Here is a 17,496-nt window from a genome sequence, read left to right as displayed (position 1 = left end):
CAACGGTTTTCGAGACCGCCCCGTTCGACCACTCCGGCACCTCTCCGCGGGGGTCGTGGGGGGCCGTTTAACGAGATGCGCGACGGGGTGCAACAGGGAAATTTGCGGAACCCGACGGAAGTTGTGGAAGTTGGTCGCCGGGGCCTTGCGGCCTTGGAAAACTGCGTGTCCGGGCATAGGCTCGCCACGTCCCGAGAACCGGAGAATCCCTCACATGGCCCTGCGCGTCGCCGCCTGCCTGCTGTCTGCAACCCTGGCCTGGCCCGTGGCCGCCGATCCGGCGCGACCGGCGGATGCGCTGCTCGACCGGCTCGGGCTGCCCGAGATCGTGCAGATCATGCGCGAGGAGGGGCTCGACTACGGCACCGAGATGGCGCGCGACCTGATTCCGGGCGGGGCCACGCCGGGCTGGCAGGCTGCGGTCCAGCGCATCTACGACACCGACGCGATGGAAGAGGTCGTCCGGGCCGAGTTCGAGGAGAGCTTCGGCGACACCGATGCCACACCGCTGCTGCGCTTTTTCGGCGGCGAGACCGGCGAGCGGGTGATCGAGGTCGAGCTTTCCGCCCGCCGCGCAATGATCGATGATGGCGTCGAGGCGGCGGCGCGCGACGTGTTCCGCGGGCTCGACGGGTCCTCCGACGAGCGGCTCGGCCTGGTCACCGATTTCGTGCAGGCCAACGACCTGATCGAGGCCAACGTCACCGGTGCGCTGAACGCCAGCTACCAGTTCTATGCCGGGCTGGTGGATGGCGGCGCGCTTGAGATGACCGAGCGCGACATTCTCGACGAGGTCTGGTCGCAGGAACCCGAGACCCGGGCCGACAGCCGCGAATGGCTCTACGCCTATTTGTTGATGGCCTACGGGCCGCTCTCGGACGCGGATCTCGAGGCGTATGTAGAGCTGTCGTCGAGCGCGGAGGGCAGGGCGATGAACCGGGCGCTGTTCGCCGGGTTCAACGCGATGTATGACAATATCTCCTATGCGCTCGGTCTGGCGGCGGCGCAGCAGATGATGGCGCAGGACCTCTGAGGCTTTTCTCCCGCGCGGGTTGACAAACGACCGCTATCCTCGCATAAGCGCGGCTCGGATCGGGGCTGTTGCGGCCCCGGTTTCGATTCTTATATCAATGACAGCCCCAAGAGGGCGCGCTGTCCGAGGTGGATCTTAGGATCCGGTTAAGACCCGCAAGGGCACCATAGGACGCGGGAAACGAAGGAAGATGCAGATGTTCGCGGTGATGAAAACCGGCGGCAAGCAATACAAGGTCCAGGCGGGCGACGTGCTCCGCGTGGAAAAGCTGGCCGCAGACGCGGGTGAAACCGTGCAGTTCAACGATATCCTCATGCTGGGCGGCGACAGCGTCACCGTCGGCGCGCCGCTGGTGGCTGGTGCCGCCGTGCAGGCCGAGGTTGTCGACCAGATCAAGGGTGACAAGGTCATCCACTTCGTCAAGCGTCGCCGCAAGCACAGCTCGCAGCGCACCAAGGGTCACCGCCAGAAGCTGACCCTCGTTCGCGTGACCGAGATCCTCGCTTCGGGCGCCGACGCATCGGGCGTCAAGGCCGCCGTTGGCGCGGGCTCCGTGGCCGCTCCGGCTGCCGCTGCCGCACCGAAGGCCGCCAAGGCCGAGGCTGCCGCTCCGGCCGCAGGTGACGACCTGACCGCAATCACCGGTGTCGGCCCCGCCGCCGCCAAGAAGCTCAACGAGGCCGGCATCACCACCTTCGCCGAGCTCGCCGCAGTGGACCCCGAGACCTTCGAGGCCACCAAGGTGAAGCCCGAGTGGGTCGAGCAGGCCAAGACCCTCGCCTGAGAACAAGGAGACTAACCCATGGCACATAAAAAAGCAGGCGGTTCGTCCCGTAACGGCCGCGACTCCGCTGGCCGCCGTCTTGGCGTCAAACTCTACGGCGGTCAGGATGCGACCCCGGGCAACATCATCATCCGTCAGCGCGGCACCAAGTTCTGGCCGGGCAACGGTGTCGGCATGGGCAAGGATCACACCATCTTTGCAACCGAAGCCGGCTCGGTGACCTTCCACAAGGGCCTCAAGGGCCGCACCTTCGTATCCGTCCTGCCGGTGGCCGAGGCTGCCGAGTAAGCCGATCCACAGGATGTGAAAATCAGGGGGATCGGCGAAAGCCGGTCCCCTTCGGCGTTTCTTGAGGAGGGGGCGCCGATCCACCGGAACGTGCATTGAGGAGTATGCACATGAGTCTGGACCAACTGAAAATGCCGACGCGGCCCAAGCCCGTCGTGCTGCAACCCGAGATCCCGACGGAGCGCTTTGTGCTGCGCCCGCTGCGGCGGTCTGATGCCGGCCTGATCTCGCTCTATTCTTCGGATGAGCGCGTCGCCCGCATGACCACCTCGATCCCGCATCCGCTGCCGCCCGGCGCCACCGAAGCGTTCATCGCGCGCGGCACTGCCGAGGATCGGGCCGAGGATATCTGGGTGCTGGATGCCTCCTCGCAGGATGGGCCGGAAGTCATGGGCGTGATCTCGCTCGAGCGGCTCGAGGGCAACCAGAGCGAAATCGGCTACTGGGTTGCGCCGCAATTCTGGAACACCGGCCACGCCTCCGAAGCGCTGCGCGCGATGATCGAGGCCAATCCGTTCGGTTCGGCGACGATGTTTGCCAGCGTCTTCCAGGACAACCCGGCCTCGGCGCGGGTGCTGACCAATTGCGGCTTTGAATATATTGGCGATGCCGAGGCGTTCTCGGTGGCGCGCAATGCCAAGGTGCCGACCTGGACCTATCTGCGCCGCATGGGCTGAGCCGGCCATCTCCGTGATGACGATCCCAAAGCGCCCCATCGTGGGGCGCTTTTTGGTTTCAGGGGGAGAAAGGCAGGCGGCGCGCGCCTCGGCCCGTGAAAAGTTCATAAAATGCCGGAAAAAAGCAAAGGCGCCCGGAACCGGACGCCTTGCAACATGTTATACTCATAACACGCGGGAGAACGGTGCTCAGCTTCCCCAGGTGCGCACCGGGCCGCAATCCATGTGAACGAAGCTCGAGCTGGTGTAGCGCCCGACGCCACCGGCCTTGCAGGCTGCGGCCGCACGCGCGATCTGGTTGACGGAGCGCGACTTCAGGTGAAGGTCGGCCGCTTCGCCGAGCAGGTGGCGCGAGTTCTTGGCAACGCCCGAACTGCGCGAGCGCAGCATCGCGTTGGTCTTGGGGCTGCGATAGCCCGAGATCAGCATGTAGGGCTCATCACTGTCGAGAAGGTTGTGAGCCGCGGTCATGATGTCGATGGTGCGCGGGTCGATCTTCTTGACGTCGTTGGTCCGCCAATCCCGCATGAAGTGGTTGATCTGCTTGAGCGATTCAGAGATGTACTCGCCCTCGATCCAGTAGATCATGTCGATCTTTTCGCCGGTGCGCCCAGAATACATCTTGATGCGGCGAATATCGCCCGCGCCGCGCAGGAAGCCTGCTGCGTTCGCGTAGGTGGGTGCTGCCGTGATGAGAGTGGCGCCAAAAGCGCCAAGAAGGCCGCGGCGTGTGAGGCCGCCTGCAGTTGATTTTGTCATGTGATAGCGCCTGTCCCGTTAAGTCGCTGTACCTGTTTTGCGTCGCCTCGTTGGACGACACCTGCCATCTATCCCCAGATGCGTGGATTATATGCCACAGATGGAAAATTCTGAGAAGGTAGTTTCGGGACAATTGGAGGCAATCCGCCGTTTTCGGCAAAATCCTGCGCAAAACGCCAACATCTTGTGGCCGGATCGCGCCGAGACGCAGAACCGGTGCAACCTTGCCGCGATGCGGCGGAATTATCACGCTCTCGGGAAATGTGAGTGGACAGGTTAGACCCCTGACGTCCAACACTAGTTTTGTACAAGGCCGTTCGAGTTCAGGGATCACTATGACAAATTCACGCAGGCAGCTTTCCACCGCTCTTAAACTCGGACTGGTCGCCGGGGTGGCTGCCGGTTGGATGATCTCCGCCGCACCGCAGATGGCGCAGGCCCAGTCTCTCGCCCTGACGGGCTACAAGCAGGCCGTGGCCGAGTCGCTGTCTGAAGACGAGGGCATGGCCGCGTTCTACCGTGCGCGCGGCTTCGAGCCGATCTGGACCTCGGCCGACGACGATGCCACGGCGCGCCGCGCTGCGCTGATCGAGGCGCTCTCGAGCGCGGCGGCGCATGGCCTGCCGGCAAGCCGCTACGATCCGGTGGCGCTGATGGCCAGGATGCGCGCGGTGCGCAGCGACCGTGAGCGCGGCCATCTCGAGATCGAGCTCTCGCGCGCCTACCTGCAATTCGCCCACGACCTGAGCGGAGGCGCGCTCGACGGTCGCCGTATCGACAGCGGCATCAAGCGCGCGCCGGTGCGGCGCCCGTCCGAAGAGCTGCTCGCGGCGCTTGCGGGCGGCGAGCCGCGCGCGGTGTTCCGCGATCTGGCGCCGAAATCGCCCGAATACGCGCGGCTGATGCGCGAGAAATTCACCCTTGAGCATGTCGTCGCCCGCGGCGGCTGGGGCGCGCCGGTCACGGCGGGCAAGCTTGTGCCCGGGGATACCGGCGCCGGGGTGATCGCGATGCGCGACCGGCTGGTCGCTATGGGCTATCTCAAGCCGACGCTCTCGGCGCGCTACGATGATGCGATGCGCGATGCGGTGCTGGTGTTCCAGGAGGATCACGGGCTCGAGGCGGACGGCGTGGCAGGGGCCTCGACCCTCAGCGCGCTCAACGTATCGGCCACCGAGCGGCTAAAATCCGTCCTTGTCGCCATGGAGCGCGAGCGCTGGATCAACTTCGCCGAAGGTCTGGGCGAGCGCCACGTTCTGGTGAACCTCGTGGATTTCCACGCCCGCATCATAGATGACGGCAAGGTCACCTTCGAGACCCGCTCGGTGGTGGGCCACCAGGACCCGGACCGCCGCACGCCGGAATTTTCCGACGTGATGGAATTCATGGTGATCAACCCCTCGTGGTACGTGCCGCGCTCGATCGTGGTGAACGAGTACCTGCCGCTGCTGCGGCGCAACCCCGGCGCGGTGAGCCATCTCGAGATCACAGACAGCCGTGGCCGCCGGGTAAACCGGGGCAGCGGGTTTGCGCAATACTCGGCTGCAAGCTTTCCGTTCGCCATGCGCCAGCCGCCGGGGCCGAAGAACGCCCTGGGGCAGGTGAAGTTCATGTTCCCGAACAAATACAACATCTATCTGCATGATACGCCGTCGAAACACCTGTTTGCGCGCAACCAGCGCACCTATTCGCACGGCTGCATCCGCCTCGGCGATCCCAAGGATTTCGCCTACGCGCTGCTGGCGCTGCAAAGCGACGACCCGCAGGGCCTGTTCAATTCGCGGCTGCGGACTGGGGCGGAAAGCCGGGTCAATCTCGAGCAGCCGGTGCCGGTGCACCTGATCTACCGCACCGCCTTCACCAAGGCGAAGGGCAAGGTGAACTACCGCGCCGACGTCTACGGACGTGACGCCAAGATCTGGAACGCCCTTGCGGCAGCAGGGGTGGCACTGGGCGCCGTGGAGAGTTAAGTCCTGCGGGAGACATCCCGGAGGATCCGATGCCGACCTACAGCATTTCCGAAATCGCCGCAGCTCTCGGGCTCGAGGCGCTTGGAGACACCGACATCCGCATCAGCGGCGTGGCCGAGCCGGCAATGGCCGGCGAGGAGCACCTCGCGCTGGCGATGAAGCCGGAATATGCCGAGCAGCTCTCGCAGGGCAAGGCGCGCGCCGCGCTGCTCTGGGACGGCGCCGACTGGCAGGCGATGGGGCTGAGCGCGGTCCTGCTGCCCAAGCGGCCACGGCATTCGCTGTCGGTGGTCTCGGCCATGATGGATCCGGGGCAGGGGTATCACGAGGGCATTCACCCGATGGCGGTGATCGACCCCTCGGCGCGGCTTGGCGAAGGCGTGTCGGTCGGGCCGTTCACGGTGATCGGGGCCGGTGTCAGCATCGGCAAGGGTTCGATGATCGGGCCGCAGGTCAATATCGGCTGGAACACCACCATCGGCGAGGGCGCGCTGATCCATGCCGGCGCCAGGATCGGCGCGCGCTGCACCATCGGGGCGCGCTTCATCGCCCAGCCCAACGCTGTGATCGGCGGCGACGGCTTCTCCTTCGTGACGCCAGAGCCCTCGGGCGTCGAGAAGGTGCGCGAGAGCCTCGGCAAGGAGGCCGGGGGCGAGGCACAGGCCTGGGCCCGCATCCACTCGCTGGGCGGCGTCACCATCGCCGACGATGTCGAGGTCGGAGCGAATGCCTGTATCGACCGCGGCACCGTGCGCGACACGATGATCGGCGCCGGCACCAAGATCGACAACCTTGTGCAGGTCGGCCACAACACCATCGTGGGAGAGAACTGCCTGCTCTGCGGCCTCTCGGGCATCGCGGGCTCGGCCAAGGTCGGCAACAACGTGGTGATGGCGGGCCAGAGCGGGCTCGTCGACAATGTCTTTGTCGGCGACAACGTGGTGATCGGCGCCGGTGCCAAGGTTCTGGCCAATGTGCCCGCAGGGCGCGCCATGCTGGGCTACCCGGCGATCAAGATGGATCAGCACGTCGAGAGCTACAAGGGCATGCGCCGTCTGCCGCGGTTGTTCCGCGATGTCGCGGAGCTGAAGAAAGCGGTTTCCAAGCTGACGGGGAATGAGTAGACGAGCCGGGACTCTGCGACGAAGAGGGAGCGCCGCCGATGAGTGTTAAGGACCGCGTGATCGCGATCATCGCCGAACAGGCCGTGTTGGAACCGTCCGACGTCACGATGGAGAGCACGCTCGAGGATCTGGGCATCGACAGCCTCGGCCTTGTCGAGAGCATCTTCGCCATCGAGGAAGAGTTCGACATTTCCGTACCGTTCAACGCCAACGAGCCCGAGGCCAGCGATTTCGACATCTCGTCCGTCGCCACCATCGTGGCCGGGATCGAGGCGCTGATCGCCGAGCAGAACAAGTGAAACGCGTCGTCATTACCGGTGCCGGCACGATCAACGCCCTCGGGCGCGACGTGCCGGAAACGCTGGAAGCGATGCGAGAGGGCCGCTGCGGAATCTCTGAGCTGGAGTTCCGCGATGTCGAGCGGCTGGCCATCCGCATCGGTGGCCAGATCAAGGGCTACGAGCCCGAGAGCGCCTTCAACCGCCAGCAAATGGCGCTTTACGACCGCTTCACCCAGTTCGCGCTGCTTGCCGCACGGCAGGCGGTGGCGCAGTCGGGGCTCGATTTCACCGGCGCGCTGGCGGATTGCTCGGGCGTGGTGCTGGGCACCTCCGGCGGCGGTCTGACCACGCAGGACGAGAATTACCGCTCGGTCTACGAGGAGGGCAAGAACCGCGTTCACCCCTTCGTGGTGCCGAAGCTGATGAACAACGCCGCCGCCTCCCATGTCAGCATGGAGATGAACCTGCGCGGGCCGACATTCACCGTCGCCACTGCCTGCGCCTCGTCGAACCATGCCATGGGGCTAGCCTATCACATGGTGCGCGGCGGCAGCTGCTCGGTGATGCTCACCGGCGGGTCGGAGAGCATGCTCTGCTTTGGCGGCGTGAAGGCCTGGGAAGGGCTGCGGGTCATGTCGCGCGATGCCTGCCGGCCGTTCTCGGCCAACCGCAACGGCATGGTGCAGGGCGAAGGCGCCGGGGTCTACGTGTTCGAGGAATATGAGCACGCAAAGGCGCGTGGCGCCGAGATCCTCGCCGAGGTGGTGGGCTTTGCCATGACCTCGGATGCCTCCGACATCGTGATGCCCTCCAAGCAGGGCGCGGCGCGGGCCATCACCGGCGCGCTGCGCGACGGCGGCATCGACGCCTCCGAGGTCGGCTACATCAACGCCCATGGCACCGGCACCGCCGCGAATGACAAGACCGAATGCGCCGCCGTTGCGGATGCGCTCGGCGGTCAGGCCGACCGGGTGCTGATCTCGTCGACCAAGGCGATGCATGGCCATTGCATCGGCGGCACCGGCGCCATCGAGCTGCTGGCCTGCATCATGGCGCTGCGCGACGGCGTCATCGCGCCCACCATCGGCTACGAAGAGCCCGACCCGGAATGCGCGCTCGACGTGGTGCCGAACGAGGCCCGCGAGGCCGAGGTTTCGGTGGTGCTGTCGAACGCCTTTGCCTTCGGCGGGCTGAACGCGGTTCTGGCGCTGCGCAAGGCGTGACCGCCGCGCCGGCTTGGGGCTGGGTGCGCGCGCCGGCGTGACGTTCCGTCAATCCATGAACAGGCGCGGTGCGTTTCGGTCCCTAAAGGTAATGGGGGAAAGAGCCTACCTCTTGGTCACCGAACACAGGAGACCATCATGTCCAAGCTCGTCACCGTCATTGTCGGATCCCTCCGAGAGGGCTCCCTGAACCGCAAGCTCGCCTGCACGCTCACCGAACTCGCCCCCGAGGGGCTGGAGTTCAGCTATGTGCGCACCGGCGATCTGCCGCTCTACAACCCCGATCTCGACGAGGGCACCCCGCCCGAGGCGTGGCAGAGCTTCCGCCGCTGCGTCGCGCGCAGCGACGCGGTGCTGTTCGTGACGCCCGAGTACAACCGCTCGGTGCCCGCCAACCTCAAGAACGCGCTGGACGTGGGCTCGCGCCCGATGGGTGAGAGTGTCTGGAACGGCAAACCCTCTGCCATCGTGACCGGCTCTCCGGGCGGCATCGGCGGCTTCGGGGCCAACCACCACCTGCGCCAGAGCCTAGTGTTCCTGAATGCCGCGCCGATGCAGCAGCCCGAGGCCTATATCGGCAACATCGCCAAGCTCTTCGATGAAGAGGGCCGGCTGACCAACGATGGCACGAAGGATTTCTTGAAAGGCTTCATGCAAGCCTTTGCGGAGTGGATCGACAAGCTGACCTGAGGAAGCGCTCCTTCCAGAACCGGGCATCGATGGCAGCTACGCGTCTCGCGGTGGTGCGGATCGGGGTCGTAGCCCGCAAGGCGCGGAATCGGTGCCGCTGTCGACGTGATTCCCGAGCGACGCGGCGGGCCGGGCTGGCGATTGGGCACGATCCTGAAGACGCAAAAAGGGGCGGCGGTCTCCCCTCCGCCGCCCCTCGATGTGGGGTCAGGACCGAGGTCGCTCCATCAGTGATGAAGGCGACCCATTGCTGCGGCCACATCCGCCATACGGGCGGAAAAGCCCCACTCGTTGTCATACCACGCGAGCACACGCACCGTGCGCTTGCCGACGACCTTGGTCTGCTCGGGTGCAAAGATCGAGCTGGCCGTCGTGTGGTTGAAATCTACCGAGACCTTCGGCTCCGGGTCATAGGACAGGACCATTCCCATCCGGCCGGAGGCGGCTTCGCGCACGATCTCGTTCACATCCTCGACGGTCACGTCCTTGGAGGCCTGAAAGGTCAGGTCCACGGCCGAGACGTTAGGAGTTGGCACACGAATGGCCGATCCGTCAAGCTTTCCCTTCAAATTTGGCAATACTTCTCCGATTGCCTTTGCCGCTCCGGTTGAGGTCGGGATCATCGCCATGGCCGCGGCGCGGGCGCGGTAGAGGTCGTTGTGACGGCGGTCGAGCGTCGGCTGGTCGCCGGTATAGCTGTGAATCGTGGTCATCACGCCGCTTTCGATGCCAATGGCCTCGTCGAGCACCTTGGCCAGCGGCGCGAGGCCGTTGGTGGTGCAGGAGCCGTTCGAGATCATCACGTCGCCCTGAACCAGCTCGCGGTGGTTGACGCCGTAGACGATGGTCTTCTGCACGTTCTTGGCGGGGGCCGAGATGAGCACCGACTTGGCGCCCTGGTGGATGTGCTGCACCGCCTTGTCGCCGTCGTTGAACTTGCCGGTGCATTCGAGCACCACGTCGCAGCCGGTCCAGTCGAGCTCGCCCATCTCGTAGGTCGACATCACGTCGATCGGGCCGCGGCCGAGATCCAGTGCGTTGCCGTTGACCACCTTCACGTCGCCGCCGAAGCGACCGTGCACGCTGTCGTAGCGCAGCAGGTGGGCGGAGGTCTCGATCGGGCCGGTGGCGTTGATCTTGACGACTTGCACATCGTTGCGGGCGCTTTCAGCGATGTGGGCCAGCGTGCAGCGGCCGATGCGGCCGAAGCCGTTGATCCCGACAGTGACGGTCATGGGGAGATGTCCTCTTGGCTGTGGCAGCAATTTTCCGACAGCTTGTATACGGACGTACACCGAAATCTCAATCTGAAAAATTGAGAAAAGACAGTATGTTAGCGATAAACATGTGGGTTGCGCTAACATTTTCAGGCCTTCAGGTGAGGGGATGTGCGGGGATTGCGGTAACAGTGTTCAGACGGCAAAGTTCGGGCATCGCAAGGGTGGCGCTTGAACCGGGAGGATGCTCCGCTAGGTTGTGATCGCAAGTGGAACGGAGACAGACATGAGCGGGCTTCTGGCGCTACTCGATGACGTGGCGGGCATCGCCAAGATTGCAGCGGCCTCGGTCGATGACATTTCGGCCCACGCCGCCAAGGCCGGCTCCAAGGCGGTGGGCGTGGTGATCGACGACGCCGCGGTGACGCCGAAATACGTGCATGGGTTCGAGGCCTCGCGCGAGCTGCCGATCATCTGGCGGATCGCCCGCGGCTCGATCTTCAACAAGCTGATCATCCTGCTGCCCGCGGCGTTGCTGATGGCGGCCTTCGCGCCGTGGCTGGTGCCGTATCTCCTGGTGCTGGGCGGATCCTACCTCTGTTTCGAGGGGGCCGAGAAGGTGGTGCATGTGGTGATGCCGCATGACGAGCATTCCGGCGGGCCCGATGGCAGCCACGATGTCGGAGACCCGGCGCATCTCGAGGAGGCCAAGGTGAAGGGGGCGATCAAGACCGATTTCATCCTCTCCGCCGAGATCATGACGCTGGCGCTCTCGACCATCGAGGCCCCCGAGGTCTGGATTCAGGCGGTGGTGCTGGCGCTGGTGGCGGTGGGCATCACGGCGCTGGTCTATGGCGCGGTGGCGCTGATCGTGAAGATGGACGACGTCGGCCTGTGGCTTACGCAGGTGGGCAAGCTCTCGGTCACCCGCGCGGTGGGGCGCGGCATCGTCAAGGGCATGCCCTATGTGATGAAGCTGCTCTCCATCGTGGGCACGGCGGCGATGCTCTGGGTTGGCGGCTCGATCATCATCCACTCGCTGGCGCAGATCGGCTGGCACGCACCGGAAGAGTTCATTCACCACTACGCGGTGATCGCCGAGCACGCGGTGAGCGAGCAGTGGCAGCCCGCGGTGCTGTGGCTGGCGACGGCGGCGATGGATTTCGTGGTAGGGCTGGCCTGGGGGCTGGTCCTGGTGCCGGTCGTGACCAAGCTGGTGATGCCGCTCTTCGGGGGCGCGAAAGAGGCGCATTGAGTGTCGGTATAGCCCTCGGTTAAGCCGCGCGTTCGCCGGACCGCGGGATGGCGAGGCGAGATCGGAGCCTCTCGGTTTATGGCGGCCAAGTCCGAAGTACCTCGACACAAAACGCTGTCGTCACCAAATCGCCAGCCCGGGGGGCGGGCCGGCGATCGCGCGGCGGCCTGCGGCCTTGATTCCGCGCGGGCAACGTTGGAGCGTTCCGCAGTTGGCCGAAGACGATAATAGCGCGCCGCAGATGCGGCGCGCTTTCCTGTCTCACGATAAAGGGCAGGGCTCAGAGCAGCGACTTGGCTTTCGCGGCCACGCCCTCGGCGGTGATGCCGAACTGCTCGTAGAGCGTCTCTGCCGGGGCCGACGCGCCGAAGCCGTCCATGCCGACAAAGCCCGCCTTGGCCTCGCGGCCACGCTCGCCCAGCAGCCACTTGTCCCAGCCGAAGCGGGTCGCGGCTTCCACGGCCACGCGCACCGGGCCACCCGGCAGCACGCGCTTGCGGTAGGCCTCGTCCTGCGCCTCGAAGAGCTCGAAGCAGGGCATGGAGACCACGCGGGTGCCGATGCCCTCGGCCTGCAGCAGATCGCGCGCCTCGAGCGCGATGGCGACCTCGGAGCCGGTGGCCATCAGGATGACCTGGCGCTTGCCCTCGGCGTCGGCGAGCACATAGGCGCCCTTTTCGACGAGGTTGTTGGTCTTGTGCTGGTGGCGCACGGTGGGCACGTTCTGACGGGTCAGCGAGAGCACAGAGGGGGTGCTCTTCTGGGTCAGCGCGATCTCCCAGGCCTCGGCGGTCTCGACCACGTCGGCGGGGCGGAACACCAGGGTGTTCGGCGTCGCGCGCGAAATCGCCAGGTGCTCGATCGGCTGGTGGGTCGGGCCGTCTTCGCCAAGGCCGATGCTGTCATGGGTCATGACAAAGACCGTCGGCGTCTGCTGCAGCGCGGCCAGGCGCATCGCCGGGCGGGCATAGTCGGTGAAGGCCATGAAGGTGCCGCCGTAGGGGCGGATGCCGCCATGCAGGCCCATGCCGTTCATCGCCGAGGCCATGCCGTGCTCGCGGATGCCCCAGTAGACGTAACGGCCACCGCGACTGTCGGTGTCGAACACGCCCATGTCGCCGGTCTTGGTGTTGTTCGAGCCGGTGAGGTCGGCAGAGCCGCCCACGGTCTCGGGCATCACCGGGTTGATCACCTCGAGCACCATCTCCGAGGCCTTGCGGGTCGCGACCTTGGGGCCGTTCTCCGAGCTCTGTTTCTTCAGCGCACGCACGACGGAGGAGAGCTTCTTGGGCGCGTCGCCGGCCATGGTGCGGGCGAACTCGGCCTGCTTGCGCTCCGACATGGCGGCGATGCGGCCGTCCCAGGCCTCACGCTCGGCGGCACCGCGGCTGCCGATCTCTTCCCACCAGCTCTTGATCTCGGCCGGAACCTCGAACGGGCCGGTGGTCCAGCCCCAGCCCGCCTTGGCGTCGGCGTTCTGCTCGGCATTGGTCAGCGCGCCGTGGCCCTTGGAGGTGTCCTGCGCGGCGTGACCCAGCGCGATATGGGTCTTGCAGGCGATCATCGACGGCTTGTCGGTGACCTTTTTGGCGGCGGTGATGGCGGCGTCGATGGCCTCGGGATCGTGGCCGTCGATCTCCTGCACGTGCCAGCCCGACGCCTTGAAGCGCGCCACCTGGTCGGTGCGGTCCGACAGCGAAACCTTGCCGTCGATGGTGATGTCGTTGTTGTCCCACATCACGATCAGGCGGCCGAGCTCGTAGCGGCCGGCAAGGCCGATGGCCTCCTGGCTCACGCCTTCCATCAGGCAGCCGTCACCGGCGATCACGTAGGTGTGGTGGTTCATCGCGGCCTTGCCGAAGCGGGCGCGCAGGATCTCTTCCGCCATGGCGAAGCCGACCGAATGCGCGATGCCCTGGCCGAGCGGACCGGTGGTCATCTCGATGGCGTCGGCGTGGAAGTTCTCCGGGTGGCCGGCGGTGCGCGAGCCCCACTGGCGGAAGTTCTTCACCTGCTCGAGGGTGATCTGCTCGTCGCCGCTGAGATAGAGCAGCGCATAGAGCAGCATCGAGCCGTGGCCCGCCGACAGGATGAAGCGGTCGCGATCCGCCCAGGTCGGGTTCTTCGCGTCGAATTTCAGGTGCTTCGACCACAGCACGGTCGCCACGTCGGCCATGCCGATGGGCATGCCGGAGTGACCGGAATTGGCCGCGGCGACCGCGTCGAGCGTCAGGGCGCGGATGGCGGTGGCACGCATCCAGTGGTCGGGATGTGCGTCTCGAAGGGCATTGATATCCACGGGAAGTCCTCTCTATCCCAGAGCCGTTTCGGGGCTAATAGCAGTGTGACGCCGAAGATCAAGCGTTAGCGCCGGCAACGCGCCGCCAGTGGGTGAACTCCCGCCCGTAACCACTTGGGACATATGGGGCGCAATTTCCCCGTGCGCTTGATAAACTGGTGCGAAACGGGACGGGTTCGATTCGCAACGATCGACGCGACAGGTCCCGAAGGCAGATCGAGAGAGGGCAAGATGAGCCAGATTGACGAGTTGCAGTCACGGATGACGCGGGCGCTCGACCGCATTTCAAAGGGCGTCGAGGCGCTCGAGGCGCTCGAGGCGCCGCAGCCCGCGCCCGAGCCGGTCGATGACGGCTCCGCCGAGGAGATCGCCCGCCTGAGCGCGGCGCTCGAGGATGAGAAGATGGCCAACGCCCAGCTCGAGGCGCGGGTCAAGTCGCTGCACGCCCAGCTCGAGGCGCAGCCCGAGGCCCCCGCGCCGGATGCCGCGCTGCAGGAGCAGATCGCGGCGCAGCGCGAGGGCATGCAGGCGCTCGACGGCGAGCTGCAGCGCCTGCGCCAGGCCAATGACGCGCTGCTCAAGAGCTGCACCGAGATGCGCCAGGCGCTGGCCGAGAACCTGGGCGAGCCGCACCTGATCAACCAGGCGATGCTGGCCGAGCTCGAGGCGCTGCGCGCCGCGCGCGCGGTCGAGGAGGCCGAGGCCCGCGCGGTGCTCGGCGCGATCGAGCCGATGCTGGCGCAGGCCGCCGGCGAAGAGGAGGCGGCGCAATGAGCCAGCAGATCGAAGTGCAGATCATCATTGGCGGGCGCAGTTTCGACGTCGCCTGCCAGCAGGGCGAGGAGCAATACCTGCTCACCGCCGCGCGCATGCTCGACACCGAGGCCTCGGTGCTGGTCGATCAGATCGGCCGCATGCCCGAGGCGCGGATGCTGCTGATGTCGGGGCTGATGCTGGCCGACAAGACAGCCGGTCTCGAGGACCGTCTGCGCGAGGCCGAGGACAAGCTGGGCGAGATGGCCGAGGAGCTGCGCGAGCTCCGCGAGCGGCCCTTGCCGGCGCCGGAGAAGGTCGAGGTCCCGGTGATCCCGGCGAGCGTCTCAGACACCCTGGCCGAGCTCGCGGCGCGCGCCGAGGCGGTGGCCGAGGAGATCGAGGCCAAGGCGGCAGGCTGAGGGTTCTTTCGGGCTTGAGATTGGGAAGGGGCGGCGACCGATCGGTGCCGCCTCTAGAACTTACTGCTGATCGTTCCCATAGACGCGGTACCGATCTACGGTCATCGAGGACGCCTCAAGTGCAAAGTCTCTATTTGAGTAGTCGTAGGACACTCGCAGGAGAAGGTGCCTTATCAGTCCTCCGATAGGTTCGCACCGGATTCGCGCAGGAGGGTACGTAATTCGGAAAAAAAATCGGCTTCACCGTTTTCTTTGAAAAGGTCGGCCAATGACGCGCTACGATAGATCCGCTTCGCGCCGACATTTGTCAATGAGAACCACCCTTCATCTTCGATACCTATTTCGTCGGCATTCCTAATATCATCTGCGCACAATCCTCGACGTGGCGCCTCTGTAACGCAATATGCTCGAACATGGAGGCGGCTCTCTGTTTGCTCGACAGGCGACATGTTTATTGGGTCTGGACCCTTAAATGATCCGGAATTCGGAACAGTAGCGGCATCAAATCCCGTATCGGTCTGAACTTCAACAACAAGAAACCAATCACCAACATTTAACTCCGTCGAAGTGTGGGTGCTCAGTAATGTAAAAGTATTTTTGGTATGATAATATGGCAGCCCATCCCAAGCCCATCTCTCCGAAGGTTTTTTGCTTCTTGATGGTGGCCTCGAGAAGCTGACCGGAGCCCAGTCTACTTGAACCAAGTCAGGAAAGTAAGCCTCGATACTCGCCAGCAGATGGATGATCCTTTGCTGGTACGCGGCAACAATCCGCCATGCTTGGCGAACATCCTGCAGTACTTCTTTGTAGTCTATTTCCGTCATTGCTCTTCAATCTTCAGAATGTTTTGTAGTGTTCGAGGTGAGAATTTTCTCAGCGTTAAATGCTCTAACTGTCGCGGTGTTTCCAAATGGAAATAGCCAAAAAGCTCAAGTGCTTTTTGGATGTCAGTAATAATTCTTTGTTCTTGAATTTTCGGAGGCGCGACAAAGTGGCAAGCTCGCGCCAGATCTTCCCAGTCAATCATCGCAACCAAGAGTTCACATCGCTCTGGAAGGAAAACGGCTGCGCGACCTTTGAAACGTCGCGCGCGATCTTCTCGCTCTGACCTTTTGCCTGTTCCTCCGAGAGCAAGCAAGATCAGAACGTTTGGTGAATTCTCTTCGCTGATCTCGTAGGTTTCTTTCCAAGCTTGGATTTCCGAAATCCACTGATCTTCTCTTTGTGCTGCTGTACCACTTTTCGCCTCCAAGATCACCTCCACTCGTTTAGGAGGGTCGCCCAAAGAAAGAGTTAGGAAAACATCGGGCTCAACCTTTTGGAGTTTTTCTCCCAGTCCCCACACCGGCCAGAAATCAATTTCTTCGAGTTCTGCGAGTCGAAAAGAGGGTAGGCTCCCCCCTGCAGCGTTCGAGAGGAGTTTCCATGCAGTGCCGCCACTTAGATAGCTGATCCGCTCTACGACGGTTGCGGTTGTCAGATCCTCGCTTCCACGAAAGACGTCGCGCCAGCGAATGGAGCCGTTCTCCTTATTAATGCGGCCAGCCTTGTTTTTGAGAATGGCGTTGAGCATCTTAACGTTTCCTTATAGATCCCCGGGTTTTGGGGCCTTCAATTTTTGGCGGTGAATATGAGATCTTCTTGTGGGCCTGATTAAATAGGTGGGCGATTTTTTAGAAATGGCAGGGCTGGAGCTATTTAGGCGTCTGCGCAGGATTTTTGGTATTTTCTTTATTTATAGGTCATCCGTACGTCGTTTTTCAAGTAATGCTTCTCTGGTGGCCAACCGAGATTCGGGATTTAATTGCGAAAATATGTCGTCGACAGATAAAAAGGGCGGCAACCACAGGTCACCGCCCCTCCAATTCTCCACAAAACGCCCCCGCAGGAGCGCCCAGCCCTCAGCGCAGGATCGAGCGCCCGGCGTAGATCGCCGTGTCGCCCAGCATTTCCTCGATGCGGATCAGCTGGTTGTACTTCGCGAGCCGGTCCGAGCGCGCCAGCGAGCCGGTCTTGATCTGGCCGCAGTTGGTGGCGACGGCGAGGTCGGCGATGGTGGCGTCCTCGGTCTCGCCCGAGCGGTGCGACATCACGTTGGTGTAGCGCGCGCGGTGGGCCATCTCGACCGCCCGCAGGGTCTCGGAGAGCGAGCCGATCTGGTTCACCTTGACCAGCATCGAGTTCGCCACGCCCTGCTCGATGCCCATCGACAGGCGCGCCGGGTTGGTCACGAAGAGGTCGTCACCCACCAGCTGCACGCTGTCGCCGAGCTTCTCGGTGAGCAGCTTCCAGCCCTCCCAGTCGTCTTCCGCGCAGCCATCCTCGATCGAGATGATCGGGTAGTCGGCGCAGAGCTTGGCGAGGTAGTCGACATTCTCGGCCGACGAGAGCGACAGGCCTTCGCCCTTCATCTCGTACTTGCCGTCCTTGTAATACTCGGTCGAAGCGGCATCGAGTGCGAGGTAGATATCCTCGCCGGGCTTGTAGCCGGCCTTCTCGATCGACTTGAGGATGAAGTCCAGCGCCTCGCGGGTGCCGCCGAGCTCGGGGGCAAAGCCACCCTCGTCGCCGAGACCGGTCGACATGCCCGCCGCCGAGAGCTCTTTCTTCAGCGTGTGGAACACCTCGGAACCCATGCGCACGGCCTCGCGGATGTTCTCCGCGCTGACCGGCATGATCATGAATTCCTGGATGTCGATCGGGTTGTCGGCGTGCTCGCCG

General features: G+C 64.1%; 18 protein-coding genes. 12 read left to right on the top strand and 6 right to left on the bottom strand.

The annotated features are described in order from the left end of the window. Positions 1–214: 214 nt before the first annotated feature. The 4 genes from AC6RA4_RS12795 to AC6RA4_RS12780 all read left to right on the top strand — a co-directional run bounded on the left by AC6RA4_RS12795 (position 215) and on the right by AC6RA4_RS12780 (position 2,782). Entirely contained in the window at positions 215–1,033 is an 819-nt protein-coding gene (locus AC6RA4_RS12795; RefSeq protein ID WP_500160856.1) for a DUF2059 domain-containing protein, read from the top strand. Between the two features lie 196 nt (positions 1,034–1,229). After that, positions 1,230–1,817, top strand: a complete 588-nt coding sequence (locus AC6RA4_RS12790; protein WP_500160858.1) for a 50S ribosomal protein L21 — start codon at positions 1,230–1,232, stop codon at positions 1,815–1,817. A gap of 18 nt (positions 1,818–1,835) precedes the next feature. Beyond that, positions 1,836–2,105, top strand: a complete 270-nt coding sequence (gene rpmA / locus AC6RA4_RS12785) for a 50S ribosomal protein L27 (RefSeq protein WP_222605587.1) — start codon at positions 1,836–1,838, stop codon at positions 2,103–2,105. Between the two features lie 110 nt (positions 2,106–2,215). Further along, the gene (locus AC6RA4_RS12780; RefSeq protein WP_500160854.1) at positions 2,216–2,782 is read left to right on the top strand and encodes a GNAT family N-acetyltransferase; all 567 of its coding nucleotides are present in this window, start codon (positions 2,216–2,218) and stop codon (positions 2,780–2,782) included. 189 nt (positions 2,783–2,971) lie between these two features. Here the strand turns inward: AC6RA4_RS12780 and mepK are convergent, their stop codons facing one another. Then, positions 2,972–3,541 carry a peptidoglycan L,D-endopeptidase MepK gene (gene mepK / locus AC6RA4_RS12775; RefSeq protein ID WP_500160852.1) on the bottom strand — a complete coding sequence of 190 codons (570 nt, stop codon included), beginning with the start codon at positions 3,539–3,541 and terminating at the stop codon, positions 2,972–2,974. A 335-nt stretch (positions 3,542–3,876) separates the two neighbouring features. Here mepK and AC6RA4_RS12770 point away from each other — a divergent pair, with 335 nt between their 5' ends. The 5 genes from AC6RA4_RS12770 to AC6RA4_RS12750 all read left to right on the top strand — a co-directional run bounded on the left by AC6RA4_RS12770 (position 3,877) and on the right by AC6RA4_RS12750 (position 8,829). Next, positions 3,877–5,511: a L,D-transpeptidase family protein gene (locus AC6RA4_RS12770; protein ID WP_500160850.1), complete on the top strand. Its 1,635-nt coding sequence runs from the start codon at positions 3,877–3,879 to the stop codon at positions 5,509–5,511. 29 nt (positions 5,512–5,540) lie between these two features. Further along, on the top strand, positions 5,541–6,635 hold the full coding sequence (lpxD, locus tag AC6RA4_RS12765; protein ID WP_500160848.1) for a UDP-3-O-(3-hydroxymyristoyl)glucosamine N-acyltransferase: 1,095 nt from the start codon (positions 5,541–5,543) through the stop codon (positions 6,633–6,635). 38 nt (positions 6,636–6,673) lie between these two features. Beyond that, positions 6,674–6,934, top strand: a complete 261-nt coding sequence (locus AC6RA4_RS12760) for an acyl carrier protein (protein ID WP_500160846.1) — start codon at positions 6,674–6,676, stop codon at positions 6,932–6,934. Beyond that, positions 6,931–8,139, top strand: a complete 1,209-nt coding sequence (locus AC6RA4_RS12755; protein WP_500160844.1) for a beta-ketoacyl-[acyl-carrier-protein] synthase family protein — start codon at positions 6,931–6,933, stop codon at positions 8,137–8,139. Before AC6RA4_RS12760 ends, AC6RA4_RS12755 begins: the two co-directional genes overlap by 4 nt. A 138-nt stretch (positions 8,140–8,277) precedes the next feature. Further along, positions 8,278–8,829 (top strand): NADPH-dependent FMN reductase, encoded by a 552-nt coding sequence (locus tag AC6RA4_RS12750; RefSeq protein WP_500160842.1) that lies wholly within the window; start codon positions 8,278–8,280, stop codon positions 8,827–8,829. A 227-nt stretch (positions 8,830–9,056) separates the two neighbouring features. On the opposite strand, the gene gap is transcribed toward AC6RA4_RS12750, so the two are convergent. Next, positions 9,057–10,064 (bottom strand): type I glyceraldehyde-3-phosphate dehydrogenase, encoded by a 1,008-nt coding sequence (gap, locus tag AC6RA4_RS12745; RefSeq protein ID WP_500160840.1) that lies wholly within the window; start codon positions 10,062–10,064, stop codon positions 9,057–9,059. Between the two features lie 268 nt (positions 10,065–10,332). Between gap and AC6RA4_RS12740 the strand changes: the two genes are divergently transcribed. After that, entirely contained in the window at positions 10,333–11,301 is a 969-nt protein-coding gene (locus AC6RA4_RS12740; protein WP_500160838.1) for a DUF808 domain-containing protein, read from the top strand. 280 nt (positions 11,302–11,581) lie between these two features. On the opposite strand, the gene tkt is transcribed toward AC6RA4_RS12740, so the two are convergent. Then, the gene (gene tkt, locus AC6RA4_RS12735) at positions 11,582–13,600 is read right to left on the bottom strand and encodes a transketolase (RefSeq protein ID WP_500160836.1); all 2,019 of its coding nucleotides are present in this window, start codon (positions 13,598–13,600) and stop codon (positions 11,582–11,584) included. 231 nt (positions 13,601–13,831) lie between these two features. On the opposite strand from tkt, the gene AC6RA4_RS12730 reads away from it, so the two are divergent. Then, positions 13,832–14,374: a hypothetical protein gene (locus tag AC6RA4_RS12730; protein WP_500160834.1), complete on the top strand. Its 543-nt coding sequence runs from the start codon at positions 13,832–13,834 to the stop codon at positions 14,372–14,374. After that, a complete protein-coding gene (locus AC6RA4_RS12725; RefSeq protein ID WP_500160832.1) occupies positions 14,371–14,775 on the top strand; it encodes a cell division protein ZapA in 405 nt (134 codons plus the stop codon). Before AC6RA4_RS12730 ends, AC6RA4_RS12725 begins: the two co-directional genes overlap by 4 nt. 173 nt (positions 14,776–14,948) lie before the next feature. Here the strand turns inward: AC6RA4_RS12725 and AC6RA4_RS12720 are convergent, their stop codons facing one another. The 3 genes from AC6RA4_RS12720 to eno all read right to left on the bottom strand — a co-directional run. Then, on the bottom strand, positions 14,949–15,599 hold the full coding sequence (locus tag AC6RA4_RS12720; protein ID WP_500160830.1) for a PM0109 family protein: 651 nt from the start codon (positions 15,597–15,599) through the stop codon (positions 14,949–14,951). Continuing rightward, positions 15,596–16,348, bottom strand: a complete 753-nt coding sequence (locus tag AC6RA4_RS12715; RefSeq protein ID WP_500160828.1) for a hypothetical protein — start codon at positions 16,346–16,348, stop codon at positions 15,596–15,598. The genes AC6RA4_RS12720 and AC6RA4_RS12715 overlap by 4 nt, the downstream gene beginning before the upstream one ends. A 328-nt stretch (positions 16,349–16,676) precedes the next feature. Then, positions 16,677–17,496 (bottom strand): phosphopyruvate hydratase (gene eno, locus AC6RA4_RS12710; protein ID WP_500160826.1); only part of this gene is annotated, 820 nt, incomplete at its 5' end.

It is taken from the genome of Salipiger sp., assembly GCF_059781815.1.
This window is presented reverse-complemented; position numbering and strand designations above follow the sequence as displayed.